The 16,144-nt window shown below is 74.2% G+C and carries 11 protein-coding genes; 7 read left to right on the forward strand and 4 right to left on the reverse strand.

Translation table 11 applies throughout. The features are described 5' to 3' along the window. Positions 1-12: 12 nt before the first annotated feature. Both QOL16_RS02840 and QOL16_RS02845 read left to right on the forward strand, forming a co-directional pair. Complete coding sequence (locus QOL16_RS02840; RefSeq protein WP_065964189.1) at positions 13-426, forward strand: heat shock protein transcriptional repressor HspR; 414 nt, start codon at positions 13-15, stop codon at positions 424-426. A gap of 139 nt (positions 427-565) precedes the next feature. Then, the gene (locus QOL16_RS02845; RefSeq protein ID WP_071283924.1) at positions 566-2,662 is read left to right on the forward strand and encodes a hypothetical protein; all 2,097 of its coding nucleotides are present in this window, start codon (positions 566-568) and stop codon (positions 2,660-2,662) included. A gap of 169 nt (positions 2,663-2,831) precedes the next feature. Here the strand turns inward: QOL16_RS02845 and QOL16_RS02850 are convergent, their stop codons facing one another. Continuing rightward, positions 2,832-3,515 carry a GntR family transcriptional regulator gene (locus tag QOL16_RS02850; RefSeq protein ID WP_071283921.1) on the reverse strand — a complete coding sequence of 228 codons (684 nt, stop codon included), beginning with the start codon at positions 3,513-3,515 and terminating at the stop codon, positions 2,832-2,834. 141 nt (positions 3,516-3,656) lie between these two features. Between QOL16_RS02850 and QOL16_RS02855 the strand changes: the two genes are divergently transcribed. Next, a complete protein-coding gene (locus QOL16_RS02855) occupies positions 3,657-4,799 on the forward strand; it encodes a class I SAM-dependent methyltransferase (RefSeq protein ID WP_071283917.1) in 1,143 nt (380 codons plus the stop codon). 94 nt (positions 4,800-4,893) lie between these two features. Here QOL16_RS02855 and QOL16_RS02860 read toward each other — a convergent pair whose 3' ends face one another. Continuing rightward, positions 4,894-5,724, reverse strand: coding sequence for an aldo/keto reductase (locus tag QOL16_RS02860; RefSeq protein ID WP_071283913.1), 831 nt, complete (start codon positions 5,722-5,724; stop codon positions 4,894-4,896). A gap of 256 nt (positions 5,725-5,980) precedes the next feature. On the opposite strand from QOL16_RS02860, the gene QOL16_RS02865 reads away from it, so the two are divergent. Beyond that, on the forward strand, positions 5,981-9,073 hold the full coding sequence (locus QOL16_RS02865; RefSeq protein WP_071283903.1) for a hypothetical protein: 3,093 nt from the start codon (positions 5,981-5,983) through the stop codon (positions 9,071-9,073). 129 nt (positions 9,074-9,202) lie between these two features. Here QOL16_RS02865 and QOL16_RS02870 read toward each other — a convergent pair whose 3' ends face one another. Continuing rightward, positions 9,203-9,601, reverse strand: coding sequence for a pilus assembly protein CpaE (locus QOL16_RS02870; protein ID WP_071283899.1), 399 nt, complete (start codon positions 9,599-9,601; stop codon positions 9,203-9,205). Between the two features lie 376 nt (positions 9,602-9,977). On the opposite strand from QOL16_RS02870, the gene QOL16_RS02875 reads away from it, so the two are divergent. The 3 genes from QOL16_RS02875 to QOL16_RS02885 all read left to right on the forward strand — a co-directional run bounded on the left by QOL16_RS02875 (position 9,978) and on the right by QOL16_RS02885 (position 14,900). Then, the gene (locus QOL16_RS02875) at positions 9,978-12,803 is read left to right on the forward strand and encodes a glycoside hydrolase family 2 protein (RefSeq protein ID WP_071283896.1); all 2,826 of its coding nucleotides are present in this window, start codon (positions 9,978-9,980) and stop codon (positions 12,801-12,803) included. Between the two features lie 163 nt (positions 12,804-12,966). After that, the gene (gene tatA, locus QOL16_RS02880) at positions 12,967-13,236 is read left to right on the forward strand and encodes a twin-arginine translocase TatA/TatE family subunit (protein WP_071248946.1); all 270 of its coding nucleotides are present in this window, start codon (positions 12,967-12,969) and stop codon (positions 13,234-13,236) included. Between the two features lie 242 nt (positions 13,237-13,478). Further along, positions 13,479-14,900 carry an MFS transporter gene (locus tag QOL16_RS02885; RefSeq protein ID WP_071283893.1) on the forward strand — a complete coding sequence of 474 codons (1,422 nt, stop codon included), beginning with the start codon at positions 13,479-13,481 and terminating at the stop codon, positions 14,898-14,900. Here the strand turns inward: QOL16_RS02885 and QOL16_RS02890 are convergent. After that, positions 14,845-16,110 carry a heparan-alpha-glucosaminide N-acetyltransferase domain-containing protein gene (locus QOL16_RS02890; protein ID WP_305411314.1) on the reverse strand — a complete coding sequence of 422 codons (1,266 nt, stop codon included), beginning with the start codon at positions 16,108-16,110 and terminating at the stop codon, positions 14,845-14,847. The two genes, QOL16_RS02885 and QOL16_RS02890, sit on opposite strands and share 56 nt — an antisense overlap. Positions 16,111-16,144 lie beyond the last annotated feature (34 nt).

Here is a 16,144-nt window from a genome sequence, read left to right on the forward strand (position 1 = left end):
TCGATGACCGACATGGACGAGAACTCGCCCGTCTTCGCGATCGCGACGGCGGCCGAGCTCGCCGAGATGCACCCGCAGACGCTGCGGCAGTACGACCGGCTCGGCCTCGTCGTGCCCGGCAGGACCCGCGGTGGGTCGCGGCGGTACTCCATGCGCGACATCGCCCAGCTGCGGGAGATCGCCCGGCTCGGGTCCGAGGGGGTGTCGCTCGAGGGCATCCGACGGGTGCTCGACCTCGAGAACGAGAACCGCGCCCTGCGTGAGCGCGTGCGGGAACTCGAGACCGCCCTCGCCGACCAGCTCATCAACCGGCCCGGCGCCCGCGTGTTCGCGGCGACGACGACCGGTGCGGCGATCTCGCTCAAGGCCGGGTCCCGTCCGCAGCGGAACACGCAGATCGTCCTCTGGCGACCGCCGCGCCCCTGACCGGCGCTCGGCCGGGCTGCGCGAGAGGGGCGATCGCGCACCTCCTGGCACAGTGATGTACCACTCGACCAGATGGTCGGCCTGATCCCTACCGTTGACGCGACTCGTCCGAGTCGAACGACGATCGACGGAGGATCCCATGCGTTCCCGACCCCCTGTCCTCGCCGCGCTCGCCGCGGTGCTCACGACCCTCGGCCTCGTGCTCGGCCCGGTCCCGCTCGCCGCGGCGGCCGGACCGGACGCCGCGCCTCCGACGGCGACGGCAGCCGACGGCGGCGCTGCGGCCGATCGCGCCGCTGGCGACGCTGCCGCCGTCGCTCCGGCCGCTGGCGACGCTGCTGCCGGCGCTCCGGCCGCGACCGATGCCACCGCTGCGAGCGACCCCGAGGCTCCTGCCGACCCAGACCAGGGCGCGGACGACCGCGCCGTCCGGCCCGAGCCCCGCGTCGTCGCGAACACCCCGACGGGCGTCAGCCTCACGCCGATCGACTCCCGCACCTACCGGGTCACCGGGAAGCCGCGGTGCGGTCTGCTCGAGACGACCTGCCAGATCCACGTCGGCGACGTCGGCGGGGACTACCACTGGGACGGCGGCACCTCGGAGGCGACCTTCGCGGCATGGCCGATGGGCCAGACGCGCACCCCGACGTTCTGGACGTACGCCTGCATCGGTGCGCTGTGCAAGAACTCCGCGAAGGTCTCCGGGACGCCGGTGACCCGGCCGTACCAGCAGATCGGGCTGTCGGTGCACCTCGACGCGCAGGACGACGCCCGCCGCACCGCCCGGGTGTCCGGCGAGGCGACCGCGAACGCCGTCATCAAGCGGAACGGCGTGCAGGTCGCCGCCGCGCCGCCGGTCGGGACGGTCGGCAAGTGGTCCGCGACCGTGACCGGGCTGTCGGTCGGCGCGAACGTCCTGACCTTCGAGCAGTACGTCGACGGCGTCCGGCGCGACACCGCCTCGGTGACCGTGACCATCGCGGAGCCCGTGCAGCCGGGCCAGATCACGGGCGACACCGGCAGCGCGGTCCTCGAGCGGGGCGGCACCACCACCGCGTACGTCACCTTCACGGCGAAGCGGGCGTTCACGACACCGACCGGGACCCTCGACGTCACGGCGCCGTCCGGGACCACCTTCGCGACCGGGCAGACCGCGCAGCGCGGCGAGTACCTGGACGGTTCGACGTGGCGCTCGTTCGGCGGGGACAGCCTGGTGGACGGCACCCGGTCGGGCGACGGCACGAAGTACTCCTTCACGCTCGGCAAGCGGAACTGGAACGTGGCGAAGGACCAGAAGTTCCGCTTCGGGCTCCGGATCGAGACGCCGTCGGACGTCCAGGAGCTGCAGGGTGCGCTGACCGGGCACCTGCGCGGGTCGATCACCGGCGGGACCTTCGACACGACCGCGACCACCACGACCACCGTCCCGGAGCCAGGTCGGCCGTTGACGGCCACGCCGCGGGACGTCGACCCGGCACGGCGGACGGCGACCCTCGTCGGCACCGCGCCGACCGGAGCGGGCGTGGTCGTCGTGTCCTGGCGCCGCGACGGCGTGGACGCAGCGAAGGCCGTCAAGGTCGAGGACGGAGCGTGGTCGCTCGAGCTCGACGGTCTGGCGTACGGCACGAACCCGGTCCACGTCGAGGCGTACGGGGCCACGGCCCTGCTCGCCGCGATCGACGTGGACGTCGAGGTCGGCCGACCCGCCTTCGACGGCGCGGCGACCTTCGACGCGGACGTGACGAAGCCCGTCACCGTCGGCGGGCACGGGACGCCCGGCGCGACCGTCGTGCTGCGGGAGGGCGCCGTCGCCGTCGCGACCGTCCGTGTCGCCGACCCCGAGGGAACGTGGAGCACGACGCGCACCGCGCCGGACCGAGGCGGTGCGCGGACGCTCGAGGCGACGCAGACGGTGACGGGGCAGGACCCACAGACCGTCACGATCGTGGTCGACTACGGGGCCGCGGTCCGCATCACCTCGCCCGGGGACGGGTTCGTGATCCCGCCGGCGTTCCCGGACGTGCGGATCGCCGGCGTGGCCGCGCCGCACGCACGGGTACGGCTGTCCGAGCAGGGGGTGCCGGGCAGCGACCTCGGCACGGTCGAAGCGGACGACGCCGGCCGGTGGTCCGTCCGGACCTCGGGGCTGCCGTTCCGCGACCAGGTGCTGCTCGCGACCGCCCAGTCCCGTGGTGCCAACACCACGACCGCGACGATCCGGCTCACCGCGGGCTGAGTCCGCGCCGACGCTCCCTGCCCGCGGCGCCGCACCGGTGCCGCGGGCAGGGAGCCGCAGGCCGGTGTTCAGGGCAGGGGTGACGCGCCCCCGGCCGTGCAGCGCGGCGGCCGGGGGACGACGTCCTCCGCCCGGGCGCACGGCGGCGTGTGGCCCGTGCCCGGCGGTGTCACCGCTCCCGCTCCCGGCCCGGATCTCGGTCCCGGTCCCGGTCCGGGTCCGGCAGGAGGTGGATCGTCGCCACCGCACGCTCGGCCAGCCGGCCGTCACGGCAGTCGATCGCGACCCGCAGTGCGACGATCCCGTTGCGCACGTGCTCCCACGGCAGTGCCGAGCGGAGCTCCTCGTGGCGGAGCCGGAACGTCAGCCCGTCCGCAGCACTGCGCAGCGTCGACGCCAGCAGCGGGTTCCGGCACTCGGCGATGAGGTCGCGGTAGAGGCGTGAGGCGGTGTCGGGCGGGCTGCACCCGCGTGCCGTGCCCATCTGGTCGAGCAGCTCGCCGAGGGCGCGGAACAACCGCGTGCGACTCCGGTCGCTCAGCACCGGGACGGTCGTCCGCGCGACGCCGCCGAACAGCAGTCCGAGGGCCTGCATCGACGGGACGATCTCCTCGCGCCGGGGGACGGTGACGCGCGTGTACCGGTTCGGGCGGAACTCGACGAGCCCGGCGTGCGCGAGGTCGGACAGCGCCTCGCGGACCGGGGTGCGCGAGCACCGCAGGCGGACGGCGAGCTCGACGTCGTCGAGTCGTGCACCGGGCGGCAGGGAACCGTCGAGGATCTCGCCGCGCAGGCGCTCCCGGGCCTGGTCGCGCAGCCGGGGGCGTCCCTCGGCATCCACCGTCGCGAACATGCGGCCCCTTCCCCTCGTCGGTGCCGACCCCGCTCCCGGAGGCGCACCGGTCCGAGCGTACGACCGCGGAACGCTCCGACGACGTGTGATATACCGACGTCGTCCCCCGTGTCGGACGGCACCCGTCGGTAGGGTGGCGCCGTGCCACCCGACTTCGCCGACCTGTTCCGCCGCCGCCCCGACGACGCGGCGGACCTCATCGCGATCGACGGCACCGACCGCTTCATCCTCGACGAGGCACCCCACGTGCACGGCGACGCACTCCGGCAGCCGGGTGAGGTCGCCGTCGTCGACGACCGCTACGGCGTCCTGACCATCGGCGCGATCACCGTGCACGGGGCGTCCGACGTCCGGGTGGTGCAGGACTCCCTCGTGGGGGTGCGCGCCCTCGAGGCGAACGCGGGCACGTTCGGTCGGCGGGGCTTCCACCACCCGGAGTCGTTCGAGCAGGCCTTCCGCGACGTCCGTCTGGTACTGCTGCGCCTGTCGAAGTCGAACGACCGGCTCGACGAGGTCGCCCGGGCCGTCGCACGGTGGGCGGCCCCCGACGCCGTGCTGCTCTGCGGTGGCGTCTCGAAGCACATGAACCTGTCGCAGAACGACGTGCTGCGCCGCTACTTCGGCGAGGTGACGGCCTCCCGCGGACGCGGCAAGTCCCGGCTGCTCATCGCGCAGGACCCGCTCCGGGCGGCCGCGACCCGCGCCGACACCACCCAGCCCTGGCCGCGTTCGGTGCACGTCGACGAGCTCGGCATGACCATCGTCGCGCACGGTGGGGTCTTCGCCGGCGCCTCGCTCGACCAGGGCACCCGTGTCCTGCTCGGTGTCGCCGACCAGGCGGTGCCGACGGCGCGCGTCGCGGTCGACCTCGGCTGCGGCAACGGGGTGATCGCGACCGTGCTCGCGCGTCGGCGTCCGCGCCTCCAGGTCGTCGCGACGGACGTGTCCCGGGCGGCGGTGCTGTCGACGCGCGCGACGGCCGAGGCGAACGGCGTCGCCGACCGGGTGCGCGTGACGCGGTCGGACGCGGGCGACGAGCTCGACGCGGGGTCCGCGCAGCTCGTGCTCTGCAACCCGCCCTTCCACGAGGACACGACCGTGAGCACCGACGCGGCCGAGGCGATGTTCCGGAACGCGGCCACGATCCTCCAGGCCGGCGGTGAACTGTGGTGCGTCTGGAACTCGCACCTGCGCTACCGACCGGCGCTCGAACGCGCGGTCGGGCCGACGCGGCAGGTGGTGCGGACCGACAAGTTCACGGTCACCGCGTCCCGCCGGGCGTGAGCCCGGCAGGGCCGGACGACGGACGGGAGGCCCGTGGCTGCGCAGCCACGGGCCTCCCGTCGTCTCCCTGGTCGCGTCACGCGACCGGCGGCCGTCAGGCCGGGACGTAGTCGAACGTGTCCGGGTCGGGCCCGGTGCGGTGTCCCTTGTCGAGCGACGTGATCGCGGTCATGTCGTCGTCGGAGAGCTCGAAGTCGAAGATCGCGAAGTTCTCCTCGACGCGCGAGCGGGTGACCGACTTCGGGAACACGATGTCGCCGCGCTGGATGTGCCAGCGGAGGACGACCTGCGCCGGGGTCTTGCCGGTGTTGCCGGCGATGCGCGTGATGGTCTCGTCGTCGAGCACGAGGCCCTGCGCGATCGGCGACCAGGCCTCGGTCGCGATGCCGTGCTCGCGGCCGTAGGCGCGGAGCTCCTCCTGGACGAGGTACGGGTGCACCTCGATCTGGTTCACGGCCGGCGTGATCGTGGTCTCGCTCGCGAGGCGGTTGAGGTGGTGGGTCTGGAAGTTCGAGACGCCGATCGAGCGGGCGGTGCCGCCGCGGTACAGCTCCTCCATCGCCTTCCAGGTGGGCACGAAGTCCGACACGGTCGGCAGCGGCCAGTGGATGAGGAAGAGGTCGGTGTAGCCGCCGAGCAGGTCGGCCGACTTCTTGCCGTTCTCGAGCGCCGCCACGGGGTCGTGGAACCCGTTGTTGAGCTTGGACGTGACGAAGATCTCCGAGCGGTCGATGCCGGACTCGGCGATGGCCTCGCCGACCTCCTTCTCGTTGCCGTACATCTCGGCGGTGTCGATGTGGCGGTAGCCGACCTCGAGGGCGGTGAGGGTGGCTTCCTTCGTGTTCTCCGGCTCGATCTGGAACACCCCGAAGCCGAGCTGGGGGATGGTCTTGCCGTCGTTGAGCGTGATGTTCGGAACGGTCATGACGCCATGCAACCAAACGGTGCGCAGCGGGCTTCCCGGGAACGTCCAGCCGGGCGCGTCCCCCTGCGCGGACCGGACCGGATGCCGCGAGCATCTCGGTTGCGAACGGGCGGACACCACGCCCCTCCGCCGGTATGAGGAGTGTATGTACTTCACATACAGAACGACACGTGAGTGTCGACTCCGGCTCGCCGTCCTCGCGACCGTGATGATCGCGTCGGCGACGGCGGGGAGTTGGTGGGTGCCGGACAGTCCTGTGGCCGCGGCCCCCCGTGGGGGCGACACGAGCGCCGAACCGGGAGCGACCGGGCTCCCCGCCTTCGGGGGAGCAGCCCCCGAGGCGACCGCGGCCAACGCCCCGCCCGTGGTACGCGCGTCGGAGGACTTCGAGCACGGCACGGGGACCGCGCCGCGGATGCTCGACCAGTACGTCGGGTCCGCGGGACAGCGGTACCGGGCTGACCCGTCGTGGATCGACCCGGCACAGTGCAACGGCGTCGTCACGAGCCGGATCAGTTCCGACGTCGTCGGGTGCTCCGCGAACGCACACCTGCGCAACCTGTCCGACGTCCTCGGACAGGTCAACGGCACGGATCCCCGGACGAACCACGCCGTCAGCGCCTGGACCCTCGACCGGTCGATCCCGGCGAGCGCGGTCGAGGTCGAGGCCACCGAGGGGACCGCCCTCGGCGCGCCCGGCCGGTTCGTCTCGTTCGGCGTCGACGCCGCGGCTGCGTCCTGCGACCTGGCGCACCCGCTGCTCGCCTTCAGCCTCGTCGAGGGGACCGCGGAACGCCCGGTCGCGGCAGCGATCGACCCGTGCACGGACCGCCGTGCCCGGTCCTGGACGGCCGGTGGTGACGTCGTCCGTGCGGGTTCGTTCGTGTCCCCGGGTGGCCTGCTCCTCGACGGCACGGAAGTGCGCTGGCGACTCCGGAACCAGCAGACCGCGTCCGAGGGCAACGACGGCGCGATCGACGGGGTCTCGGTGTTCGACTCGACCCCGCGACTGGTGAACAGCTTCGCCGGGACCCCGGTCGTGGGCGGGACCGCGCGGATGACGGCGCGCGTCGTGAACACGTCGGAGCTCGGGTCGAAGCCCGGCTGGTCGTTCTCGGAGCGGCTGCCCGAGGACGTCCGCATCGCCGCTGAACCCCGTGTCGAGAGCGCGTGCCGGGGCGTCACCGTCACCGCTGGTCCGGGTGACGGCACCCTGACCGTCCGCGGCGACCTCGCCGCGGACGCCGTCGACTGCGCGGTGTCGCTCGACGTGACCTCGGACGTCGCCGGGACCGGGACCCTGGACCGCGAGGACGTCGTCACGCACCGAGGTGTCGATCTGCCGGAGCCCGCGCGGGTGACGTTCCTGCCCGAGCAGAACGCCCTGGTGGCCAGCGAACGTCCGGTCCTCACGGGCGCCGACGCCGTCGCGGACCTGGGTGAGGACCTGTCCTTCGCCACGACGGTGCGGAACGGAGGGAACACACCCGTGCACGACCTCCGCGTCGTCGGCACTGCAGGTCCGACCACGTGCGGGACGACCGACCTCGCCCCCGCTGCCTCGACGGTCTGCTCGTCCGCTCCGCGGCCGGTCGTGCAGGCGGACCTCGACGTGGGCGCGATCGACGACGCGGTGACCGCAACGGCGACCTCGCGGGCCGGACAGCGCGTGACGGCGACGGCCTCCGCGAGGGTCGCGACGACGGCCGCTGCCCCCACCGTCTCCGGGATGCTCACGGCGGACCGGCCCGACCACGAACCGACCGCCGGGGACCCGGTCACGCTGCACCTCACGGTGCGCAACGACGGCAACGTGACCCTGCGGGACCTCACGGCGTCGGTCGACGGGCGCGGGGACCTGGTGGTGGCGTGCCCCGGTGTGGCGCTCGCCCCCGGAGCCTCCACCTCGTGCGCGGTCCGGGGCACGTACCCGCTGACCCGGACGGACGTCGACCGGGGTGCCGTCGACTTCGCGGCGCCGATCCACGGTCGTGCCCCGGACGGTACCGACGCGACGGCCCGCGCCGAGACGAGCCTCCCGCTCCCACGGCGGACCGAGCTGTCGGCCACGGCGTCGGCGGAGCTCGCGCCGGAGGGGCACGGCCCGCCGCGTGCCGGCGACCGCGTGGCACCCGGGCTCGTCGTGCGGAACACGGGCAACACCACCGTGCGGGACGTCACGGCCGTGGCCGACGACCGGCCGGACCTGGGCGTGCGGTGTCCGGCGGGCGAGCTCCCGGCCGGCGCATCGGTGGACTGCGAGGTGGACCGGTACCCGTTGACCCAGGAGGACGTCGACGCGGGGCGGTCCGACGTCCGGTTCAGCGTCGGCGGGACGGGCGCGGACGACGCCCGGGTCACGGCCCGCGCCGCTGCCGGGGTGGACGGCGAGCGCCGCCCGGTCCTGGAGGCCCACGTCACCGCGCACCTCGGCCGGACGGACGACGACCTCCCGCGGCCCGGCGACCACGTCGCGTCCACGGTCACGGTGGCGAACGCCGGCAACGTGACGCTCCGCGGCCCCTCCGGCTCGTTCGTCGAGCACCCGGAGCTGCCGATCGACTGTCCGGAGGCGCCGATCGCTCCGGACACGGCGGTCACCTGCACCGTGCCGGACCTGGTCCTCACCCAGGACGACGTCGAGCGCGGGCAGGTGTCGTTCACCCTCCACGCGTCGGCGGTCGCGCCGTCGGCGGTCGAGGTCACGGCGGAGGACGCGGTGCACGTCGGACTCCGCGCGTCCGCCGTGCTCGACCTGCAGACCCGGGTCGTGCGGCGTGGCGCGGGCGGGGACACCGTGCCCGTGACCGCTCCGGTCCGTCCCGGCGACCGCGTGGCCGTCCTCGCCGAGGTGCGGCACACGGGCAACCTCGTGCTGCACGACCTGCGGCGCGCGGCGAGCGGTGACCTGACCTGCGCGGCGACGGTGCTCGAGCCCGGTGCCGTCACCGAGTGCACGGGCCCGTTCCACACCGTGACCGAGGCGGACCTCCGCGCCGGGGAGGTCGTGTTCACCTCACAGGTGGAGGGCGACGTCGCCCGCGCGGGCGACGGGACGGAGCCGAGTGCGCGATGCGTGGTGGTCAGCTCAGCCACCGTCCGTGATCGTGTGCCGGTCGTGGCGCTACCCGGCGCACTGGCCTTCACCGGGTCGGAGGTGCTCGGGTACGGGCTGCCCGCAGCGGTGGTCCTGCTGCTGCTCGGTGTGGCCGTGGCCGTGGCCCGGCTGCGCTCCGCTCGCGGGTCCGCAGGGCGTCCAGGCCTGCGCCGGACCGTCGTGACCGGCCGTCACGTGCGCGCCGCCCGGGGGGTGACCGCGGGCCGCCGGGATCGGCCGACGGGCCGGTGAGTTCGTGACCGGCCACCGGGGGCGACCGGGCGACCACGTCCGGCCTCCCCGGTGGGCGGTCTGCGCCGACCGCCGGTGCCGACCGGGCGATCACGGTCGGCGTCCCCGGTGGGCGGTCTGCGACGTCCGTCAGGCGAGCGACGCCTCGATGTAGGCGAGCAGGGCGGCCCCGTACGCCTCGGCGGCGTCCGGGTCGGTGAACTCCCGGCGTTCCCCGTCGATCGTCGCCGTGACCGTGCACCCCGCGGAGAGCGACACGAACGCCGGCCCGAGGAGCGTGCGGAGCTGGTCCTCGCGCGGCAGCCAGAGCGACTCGTCCGCGGTGACGGAGTCGAGCGCCCACTCGGTCGTGCCGTTGAAGCCGAGCACGGTGCCCGTCGGGTGGTCGTGCCGCTCGACGGTCATCTCGGAGACGGTGTACACGTCGTCGTCGACCCCGGCCTTGTCGATCACGAAGCGGTCGCCGGTGTCCGGGTGCCAGCGGAGTCCGGCGTCGCGGAGGGCGCGGGCGAGTTCGACGGTGATCACGGGCCCAGCCTGCCACCGCGGGCGGGGCGCGGGCGGGGCGCGGTCGGGCCGGCGGGGCGCGGTCGGGCCGGCGGGGCACGGTCCGGCCGGCGCGGCCGGCCAGACCGGCACACCACCTCGCGGCCCGGCTCGCGACCGCGGTCCCCGGACCGTCGGGAAGGTGCCGGCGAGGTGCCCGTACTAGCATTCCCGAGCACCCCCGCGCGCGGCGCCCGTCGTCCGCGCGCGTGGACGCGACGACGCCTGGGCGACCGGTGCCGTGCCTCCCGTCCGGTCCACCGGCCACGGGCACGACCGCCGGCCGGTGTCAGGACCGCGGGACAGGACCTGTCCGGCGGCCCGTCCGCCCGTCCCGTCCGCCCAGCAAAGGACCCGCATGACCCTCGAGCGCGAGGAACTCCGCGACGACTGGACCGTGGCGATCTCGGGGGAGCAGCTCCCGGAGGGCGCACCCGCCGACATCGCCGGTCGCTCGATCCGGGCCACGGTCCCGGGGCAGGTGCACACCGACCTGGAGCGCGAGGGACTGCTGCCGGACCCGACGTTCGACCGGAACGAGGAGGCCGCGAAGTGGGTCGGCCGCGCGGACTGGACGTACCGCCGCACCGTCGACGTCGCTCCGCGCGGCGCCGAGCGCGTCGACCTGGTGTGCGAGGGCCTCGACACCGTCGCCGAACTGAGCCTGGACGGGGTGGTCGTCGGCTCGACCCGCAACATGCACCGGCGCTACCGCTTCGACCTCAACGACCTGCCCGGGACCGCGGGGGAGCGGGAGCTCGAGATCCTGTTCGAGTCGCCGTACCGCGAGGCCGGCCGCGTCGCCGCCAAGGCCGGTGCGATGCCCGGCCCGTACGACGAGCCCTTCCCCTACGTGCGCAAGACGGCGTCGAACTTCGGCTGGGACTGGGGGCTGACCGCGGTCACGAGCGGTCCCTGGCGCCCGGTCGCGATCGAGCGCTGGTCGACGGCGCGGCTCGCCGAGGTGAAGCCCCTCGTCGACGTCGACGCGGGCGAGGGCGTGCTCGACGCCCACGTCGCGGTCGAGCGCTCCGGCATGAACGACCTCGACCAGGACGGCGAGGACGACGACCTCGTGCTCGTCGTCACCGTGAGCGGAGCGACCGCGGACGGCGGCACGACGCGGCAGCGCTCCCGGGCGCAGCTGACGCCGAAGGACGACGAGGTCGTCGTCACCGTGCGCGTGCCCGAGGTCCAGCGCTGGTGGCCGCGCGGGTACGGCGACCAGCACCTGTACGACGTGACCGTCGAGCTGCAGACCGTGGACGGCGAGGTGCTCGACCGCCGGACGTCGCGGACCGGCTTCCGGTCGGCGCGCATCGACACCGCCGACGACGCGGTCGGCAAGCCCTTCACGATCGTGGTGAACGGCACACCGATCGACGTGCGCGGTGTGAACTGGATCCCCGACGACGTCATCGTGTCCCGCGTCGACCGTGCCCGGCTGTCCGCTCGGCTCCGTGTGGCCGCCGAGCTCGGCACGAACCTGGTGCGGGTGTGGGGCGGCGGCGTCTACGAGTCCGGCGACTTCTACGAGGTCTGCGACGAACTCGGCCTGCTCGTGTGGCAGGACTTCGCGTTCGCCTGCTCCGCGTACCCTGAGATCGAACCGATCCGGAGCGAGGTCGTCGCCGAGGCGCGGGACAACGTCGCCCGGTTGGCGCGGCACCCCTCGCTCGTGGTGTGGAACGGCAACAACGAGAACATCTGGCTGCACGACGTCGACGGCTGGGCGGAGGCGCTCGGTGACCGTGGGTGGGGCCTCGACTACTACCTCGACCTGCTGCCGACGATCGTCGACGCGGTCGACCCGTCGCGCTTCTACACGGTGGCGTCGCCGTGGTCGGGCTCGGAGTCGCTCCCCGCGAACGACGTCGACCACGAGACGCACCACTCCTGGGACGTCTGGAACCGCCTGTCCGACGACCACTACCGGGACTCGGTGCCGCGCTTCGTGTCCGAGTTCGGGTGGCAGGCGCCGCCGGCCTGGCGCACGCTGCGCGAGGCCGTGACGGACGAGCCGCTGCGCGTCGACTCACCCGGTGTGGTCCACCACCAGAAGGCGGCCGACGGGATGGCGAAGCTCGCGCGGGGGATCGCGCCGCGCTTCGGTGAGGTCGACCCCGCGGACCTCGACCGGTGGCTCTACCTGACGCAGCTGCAGCAGGCCCGGGCGATCGCGACGGGTGTCGAGCACTGGCGCACGCACTGGCCGCGCAACACCGGTGTCGTGGTCTGGCAGCTCAACGACCTGTGGCCGGTGTCCTCGTGGTCGGCGATCGACTCGGCGGGGCGGCTGAAGCCGCTGGCGCACGAGCTGCGACGGCTGTACGACGACGTGCTGCTGACGATCCGTCCGGTGGACGGTCCGGCGGTGGGCGTCCGCACGGTGGAGGGTCCGTCGGCCGACGGCGCGTCCGTCGACGGCACGTCCGTCGACGGCACGTCGGCGGTCCGGCCTGGAGGCGCGGATCACGACGGTCCCGCCGCCTCCGCCGCCGGGGTGGCCGGTCCCGCCGACACCCTCTCGTCGGACGTCCCCGAGGAGGGGCTCGCCGCGTCCGGTCCGGGGGACACCGGCGTCGGGTCGGACACCCTGTCGCTCGAGGTGCCGGCTCACGACCAGGTCGAACGCTCGCTCGGGGTGTCGCCCGGGGCGTTCGGGCACTCGCCGATCGAGGTCGCCGTCCGCTCGACCCGCACCGGGCACGACAGCGTCGTCCGGGTCCGGCGCATGAGCGTCACCGGCGTCATCCTCGCCGAGGCCACGCTGCCCGTCCGGCTGTCGTCGGCCGGCGTCGCGGTGGTCGCCCTCCCCGAGTCGGTCGGCGTGCTCGACGACCCGACGCGCGAGCTCGTCGTGGCGGACATGGACTGGCGGCGTGCCGTCTGGACCGGCGCGCCGGACAAGGACGTGCAGTGGGAGACCGCACGGTTCCGGGCGACCGTGACACCGGCGCCCGACGGCGACGGGCACGACCTGACGGTCGAGGCGGCCTCCGTCGTGCGGGACCTGCTCGTGCAGCCGGACCGGCTCGCCCCGACCGGGACGGTGGACCGCGGGTTCATGACCCTGCTGCCCGGGGAGCGCGTGGACTTCCGGCTCCGGGGGCTCACGGACGAGCAGGCGCGGCTCGTCGTGGACGCGCCGGTGCTCACGACGCTGGACGAACACCTCCGCTGAGGTCACGCCGACACCGGATGCGGCAGGCTGAGCGTCCGGTGTCGGTTGGCCCGCTCGTGTGGGCATCGTCGGGGGACCGGGTTACGATGATGGGACGACGGACTTCCGCCGCCCACGTCGACGACGACGCAGACGGTCCCCGGATCCAGATCAAGGAGTCACCATGTTGCAAGGCCTCGGTGGGATGCACCTGCTGATCATCCTCGGGATCGTCATCCTGCTCTTCGGAGCCACCAAGCTCCCGGCCCTCGCCAAGGGCCTCGGACAGTCGATCAACATCTTCAAGAAGGAGATGAGCGACGACAAGAAGACCACGAACGTCGACGGCACCGTGAACACCACGGTCGCCCCCGACGTCTCGGCGCAGCAGACGGGCCAGCCGGTGGTCAACCCGGGCCCGTCCGTGCAGCCGAACACCGACCTGCGCAAGTAGCGGGTCGGCCTGGTCCTCGACACCAGGACACCCAGACCAGGACACCCAGCCCCGTCCTGTCGGCAGTCCCCCGCGACCATCGGTCGCGGGGGACGTCGTCGTTCCGGGGCCGTCCGTGCGGGTGGTGCCGCCGTCGTGGGTGCGGGCAACGCGGGGGCGTGCGGGCGGTGGCGCCCGTCGTGGTGGGTCCGGGGGACGTGATGCCCCGGAGGCAGGCGTCCGGGCCGGGGCAGGATGGGCGGATGACCGCTCCGCACCCGAAGGCGCCGCAGCACGCGCCGCTCCGTGACGACCGGCGCGTGGTGCTCGTCGTCGCGGTCCTGGCGTCGTTCGTCGTCGGGCTCGACTCGAGCGTGGTGAACGTCGCCCTGCCGGCGGTCCGCTCCGAGCTCGGTGGTGGCCTCGTCGTGCAGCAGTGGATCGTGGACGCCTACCTCGTGACGCTCGGGTCGCTCATCCTCGTCGCGGGCGCGCTGTCGGACCTGTACGGCCGCGTGCGGATCGTGACCTGGGGGCTCGTGGTCTTCGGCCTCGCCTCGGTGGGGTGCGCCGTGGCGCCGAACGGCGAGCTGCTCGTGGTGGCACGCGCGCTGCAGGGCGTCGGCGGGGCACTCGTGACGCCCAGTGCGCTCGCACTCATCGTCGCCGCGTTCTCCGGCGCCGCCCGGGCGAAGGCGATCGGGACGTGGACGGCCTGGTCGAGCGCGGCGGTCATCGTCGGGCCGGTGCTCGGCGGGGTGATCGTCGACGGCATCGGCTGGCGGTGGATCTTCGTGCTCACCGCGGTGCCCATCGCGGTGACCATCGTGCTGGTCCGGCGCATCACGGGCGACGTGGTGTCCGGTGCCCGCCCGCGGATCGACGTCGTCGGTGCGGTGCTCACCGTGGTCGGGGTCGGTGGGGTCGTGCTCGGGCTCATCGAGCAGGAGCGGCTCGGGTGGGCGTCGCCGGTGGTGGTCCTGGCGCTCGTGCTCGGCGGCGCGGCCCTCGTCGCGTTCGTCCCGTGGGAGCGCCGGGTCACCGCAGCCGGTGGCACGGCGCTCGTGCCCCTCGTGCTGTTCCGCGCGCGGAACTTCACGGTGGGGAACCTCGCCACGCTGTCCGTCTACGGCGCCCTCGGGATGGTGGGTTTCGTCGTCACGCTGTTCCTGCAGGAGGTCTGGCACTTCCCCGCCTGGCTCGCCGGGATCGCGACCCTGCCGCCGACCGTCGTGCTGCTGGCACTGTCGACGACGGTCGGTGCGGCGGCCGGGCGGCACGGCCCGCGCCGGTTCATGACGGCGGGCCCGCTCGTGGCGGCGGCCGGAGCGCTGCTGGTGCTCGGGGCCGGGTCGGACCCGACGGCGTACTGGTGGTCGGTGTTCCCCGCCCTCGTGCTCGTGGGCGTCGGGATCGCGCTCATGGTGTCGCCGCTCACGAGTGCCGTGCTCGGGTCGGTGCCGCAGGACGAGGCCGGCGCCGGTTCCGCGGTGAACAACGCGGTGGCCCGGGTCGCCGGCCTCGTGACGGTCGCGCTCGCCGGGGTGGTGCTCGGCGGCGCGATGAGCACCGCCGGCCTGCACCGGGCGGCGGTCGTGATGGCGGTGCTCCTCGTCGCCGGTGCGGTGGTCAGCTGGTTCGGGATCGTCGACCCGGACCGTCGAGGCTCCGGCTCGCCCACCTGACCAGGCGCTCGAGCGGCCCGGTGCCGAGTCGGGCCCGCCAGGCCGTCGCGAGCACGATCGCGCCCACCATGATCGACACGGCCGGGATCCAGCCCTCGGCGAGCCACGCGTCGGCGGTGCGTTCGAGCACGGCGAACGCCACGATGTGCGCGGCGTAGACCGTCAGCGCCAGGGTCCCCACGGCGCGGACGGGCGCGAGGAGCCGTCCGGCCCGACCCGCGACGAGGAGGGACAGCCCGAGCACGGCGACCGCGACGCCGAGGGCGCCGAGCACCTCCGGGGTCGAGCCGGCGTGCGGGTCGATCGCGGTGAGCAAGCTCCAGTCGATCTCGGGGTGCTCGAGGGTGCCGCCACCCTGCGGCTGCAGCACGGGAGCGTCCGACGGTGTCGCGGCGGACGACCCGCCACTCCCGCCCGACGCGCTGCTGCCGGCCGCGCTGCTGCCGGCCGCGCTGCTGCCGGCCGCGCTGCTGCTGCCGACCGGGCCGCTCGTCGGCGGGAGCCCCAGCGCCCGGCGGACGAGCGCACCTCCGCCGTACCCGACCGCGGCGGCCACGCCACCGGTGCCGACCAGGGCCGCCTGCGTCCGGGTGGCGTGCAGCGGGAGCCGGCCGACGAGGAGGCCGACCAGGACGATGCCCCACCAGGTGATGCCCGGGTAGCCGCCGAAGAGCACGCCCTTGACGAGCGGGTCGCTCGGCGCGAAGAGCATGCTCGGCAGTCCGGCGATCCACACGACCGGACCGACCAGGAGCGCGCCCGCGGCCACGAGTGCGACCGTCCGCGTCCGGGCGCGGAGGAACGGCAGCGTCGCCACGAAGCACACGCTGTACGTCGGGAGGATCACGAGCACCGGGGTGCCCAGTGCCGTCAGGAGGGCCCCGACGACGAAGAGCGCGACGGCCCGCAGGAGCACCCGTCGGCGGTGGTCGACCAGTGCCGTCGGCCCCTCGTCGGGGCGCGGACGGGTCATCAGGGTCAGGGAGACCCCGGCGCAGAGGGCGAAGAGCACCGCCGAGCGTCCGTCCACGACCCGGGACCACGTGCCCGGGTCCGTCCAGGCGAACTCGGGGGTGAAGGGTCCGAAGTGCGCGGTGATCATCCCGAGGACGGCGAGCCCGCGGGCGAGGTCGAGGCCGTCCAGCCGTCGCGGTCGATCGTGTGGTGGGGGAGCGACGGCGTGGTCCCGTCGCGTGGCTGTCGTGGTCATGCCACCACCACAGCGTGCGGGGTGTTTCGTCGGA

The sequence above is a fragment of the Curtobacterium sp. MCBA15_004 genome (assembly GCF_001865055.2).
Lineage (GTDB): Bacteria > Actinomycetota > Actinomycetes > Actinomycetales > Microbacteriaceae > Curtobacterium.

Coding starts and splice junctions, on each gene's coding strand:
- tatA (WP_071248946.1), top strand. CDS start 12,967: ATGTTGCAAGGCCTCGGTGGGATGCACCTGCTGATCATCCTCGGGATC.
- QOL16_RS02860 (WP_071283913.1), bottom strand. CDS start 5,724: ATGACCGTTCCGAACATCACGCTCAACGACGGCAAGACCATCCCCCAG.
- QOL16_RS02875 (WP_071283896.1), top strand. CDS start 9,978: ATGACCCTCGAGCGCGAGGAACTCCGCGACGACTGGACCGTGGCGATC.
- QOL16_RS02885 (WP_071283893.1), top strand. CDS start 13,479: ATGACCGCTCCGCACCCGAAGGCGCCGCAGCACGCGCCGCTCCGTGAC.
- QOL16_RS02845 (WP_071283924.1), top strand. CDS start 566: ATGCGTTCCCGACCCCCTGTCCTCGCCGCGCTCGCCGCGGTGCTCACG.
- QOL16_RS02850 (WP_071283921.1), bottom strand. CDS start 3,515: ATGTTCGCGACGGTGGATGCCGAGGGACGCCCCCGGCTGCGCGACCAG.
- QOL16_RS02890 (WP_305411314.1), bottom strand. CDS start 16,110: ATGACCACGACAGCCACGCGACGGGACCACGCCGTCGCTCCCCCACCA.
- QOL16_RS02840 (WP_065964189.1), top strand. CDS start 13: ATGGACGAGAACTCGCCCGTCTTCGCGATCGCGACGGCGGCCGAGCTC.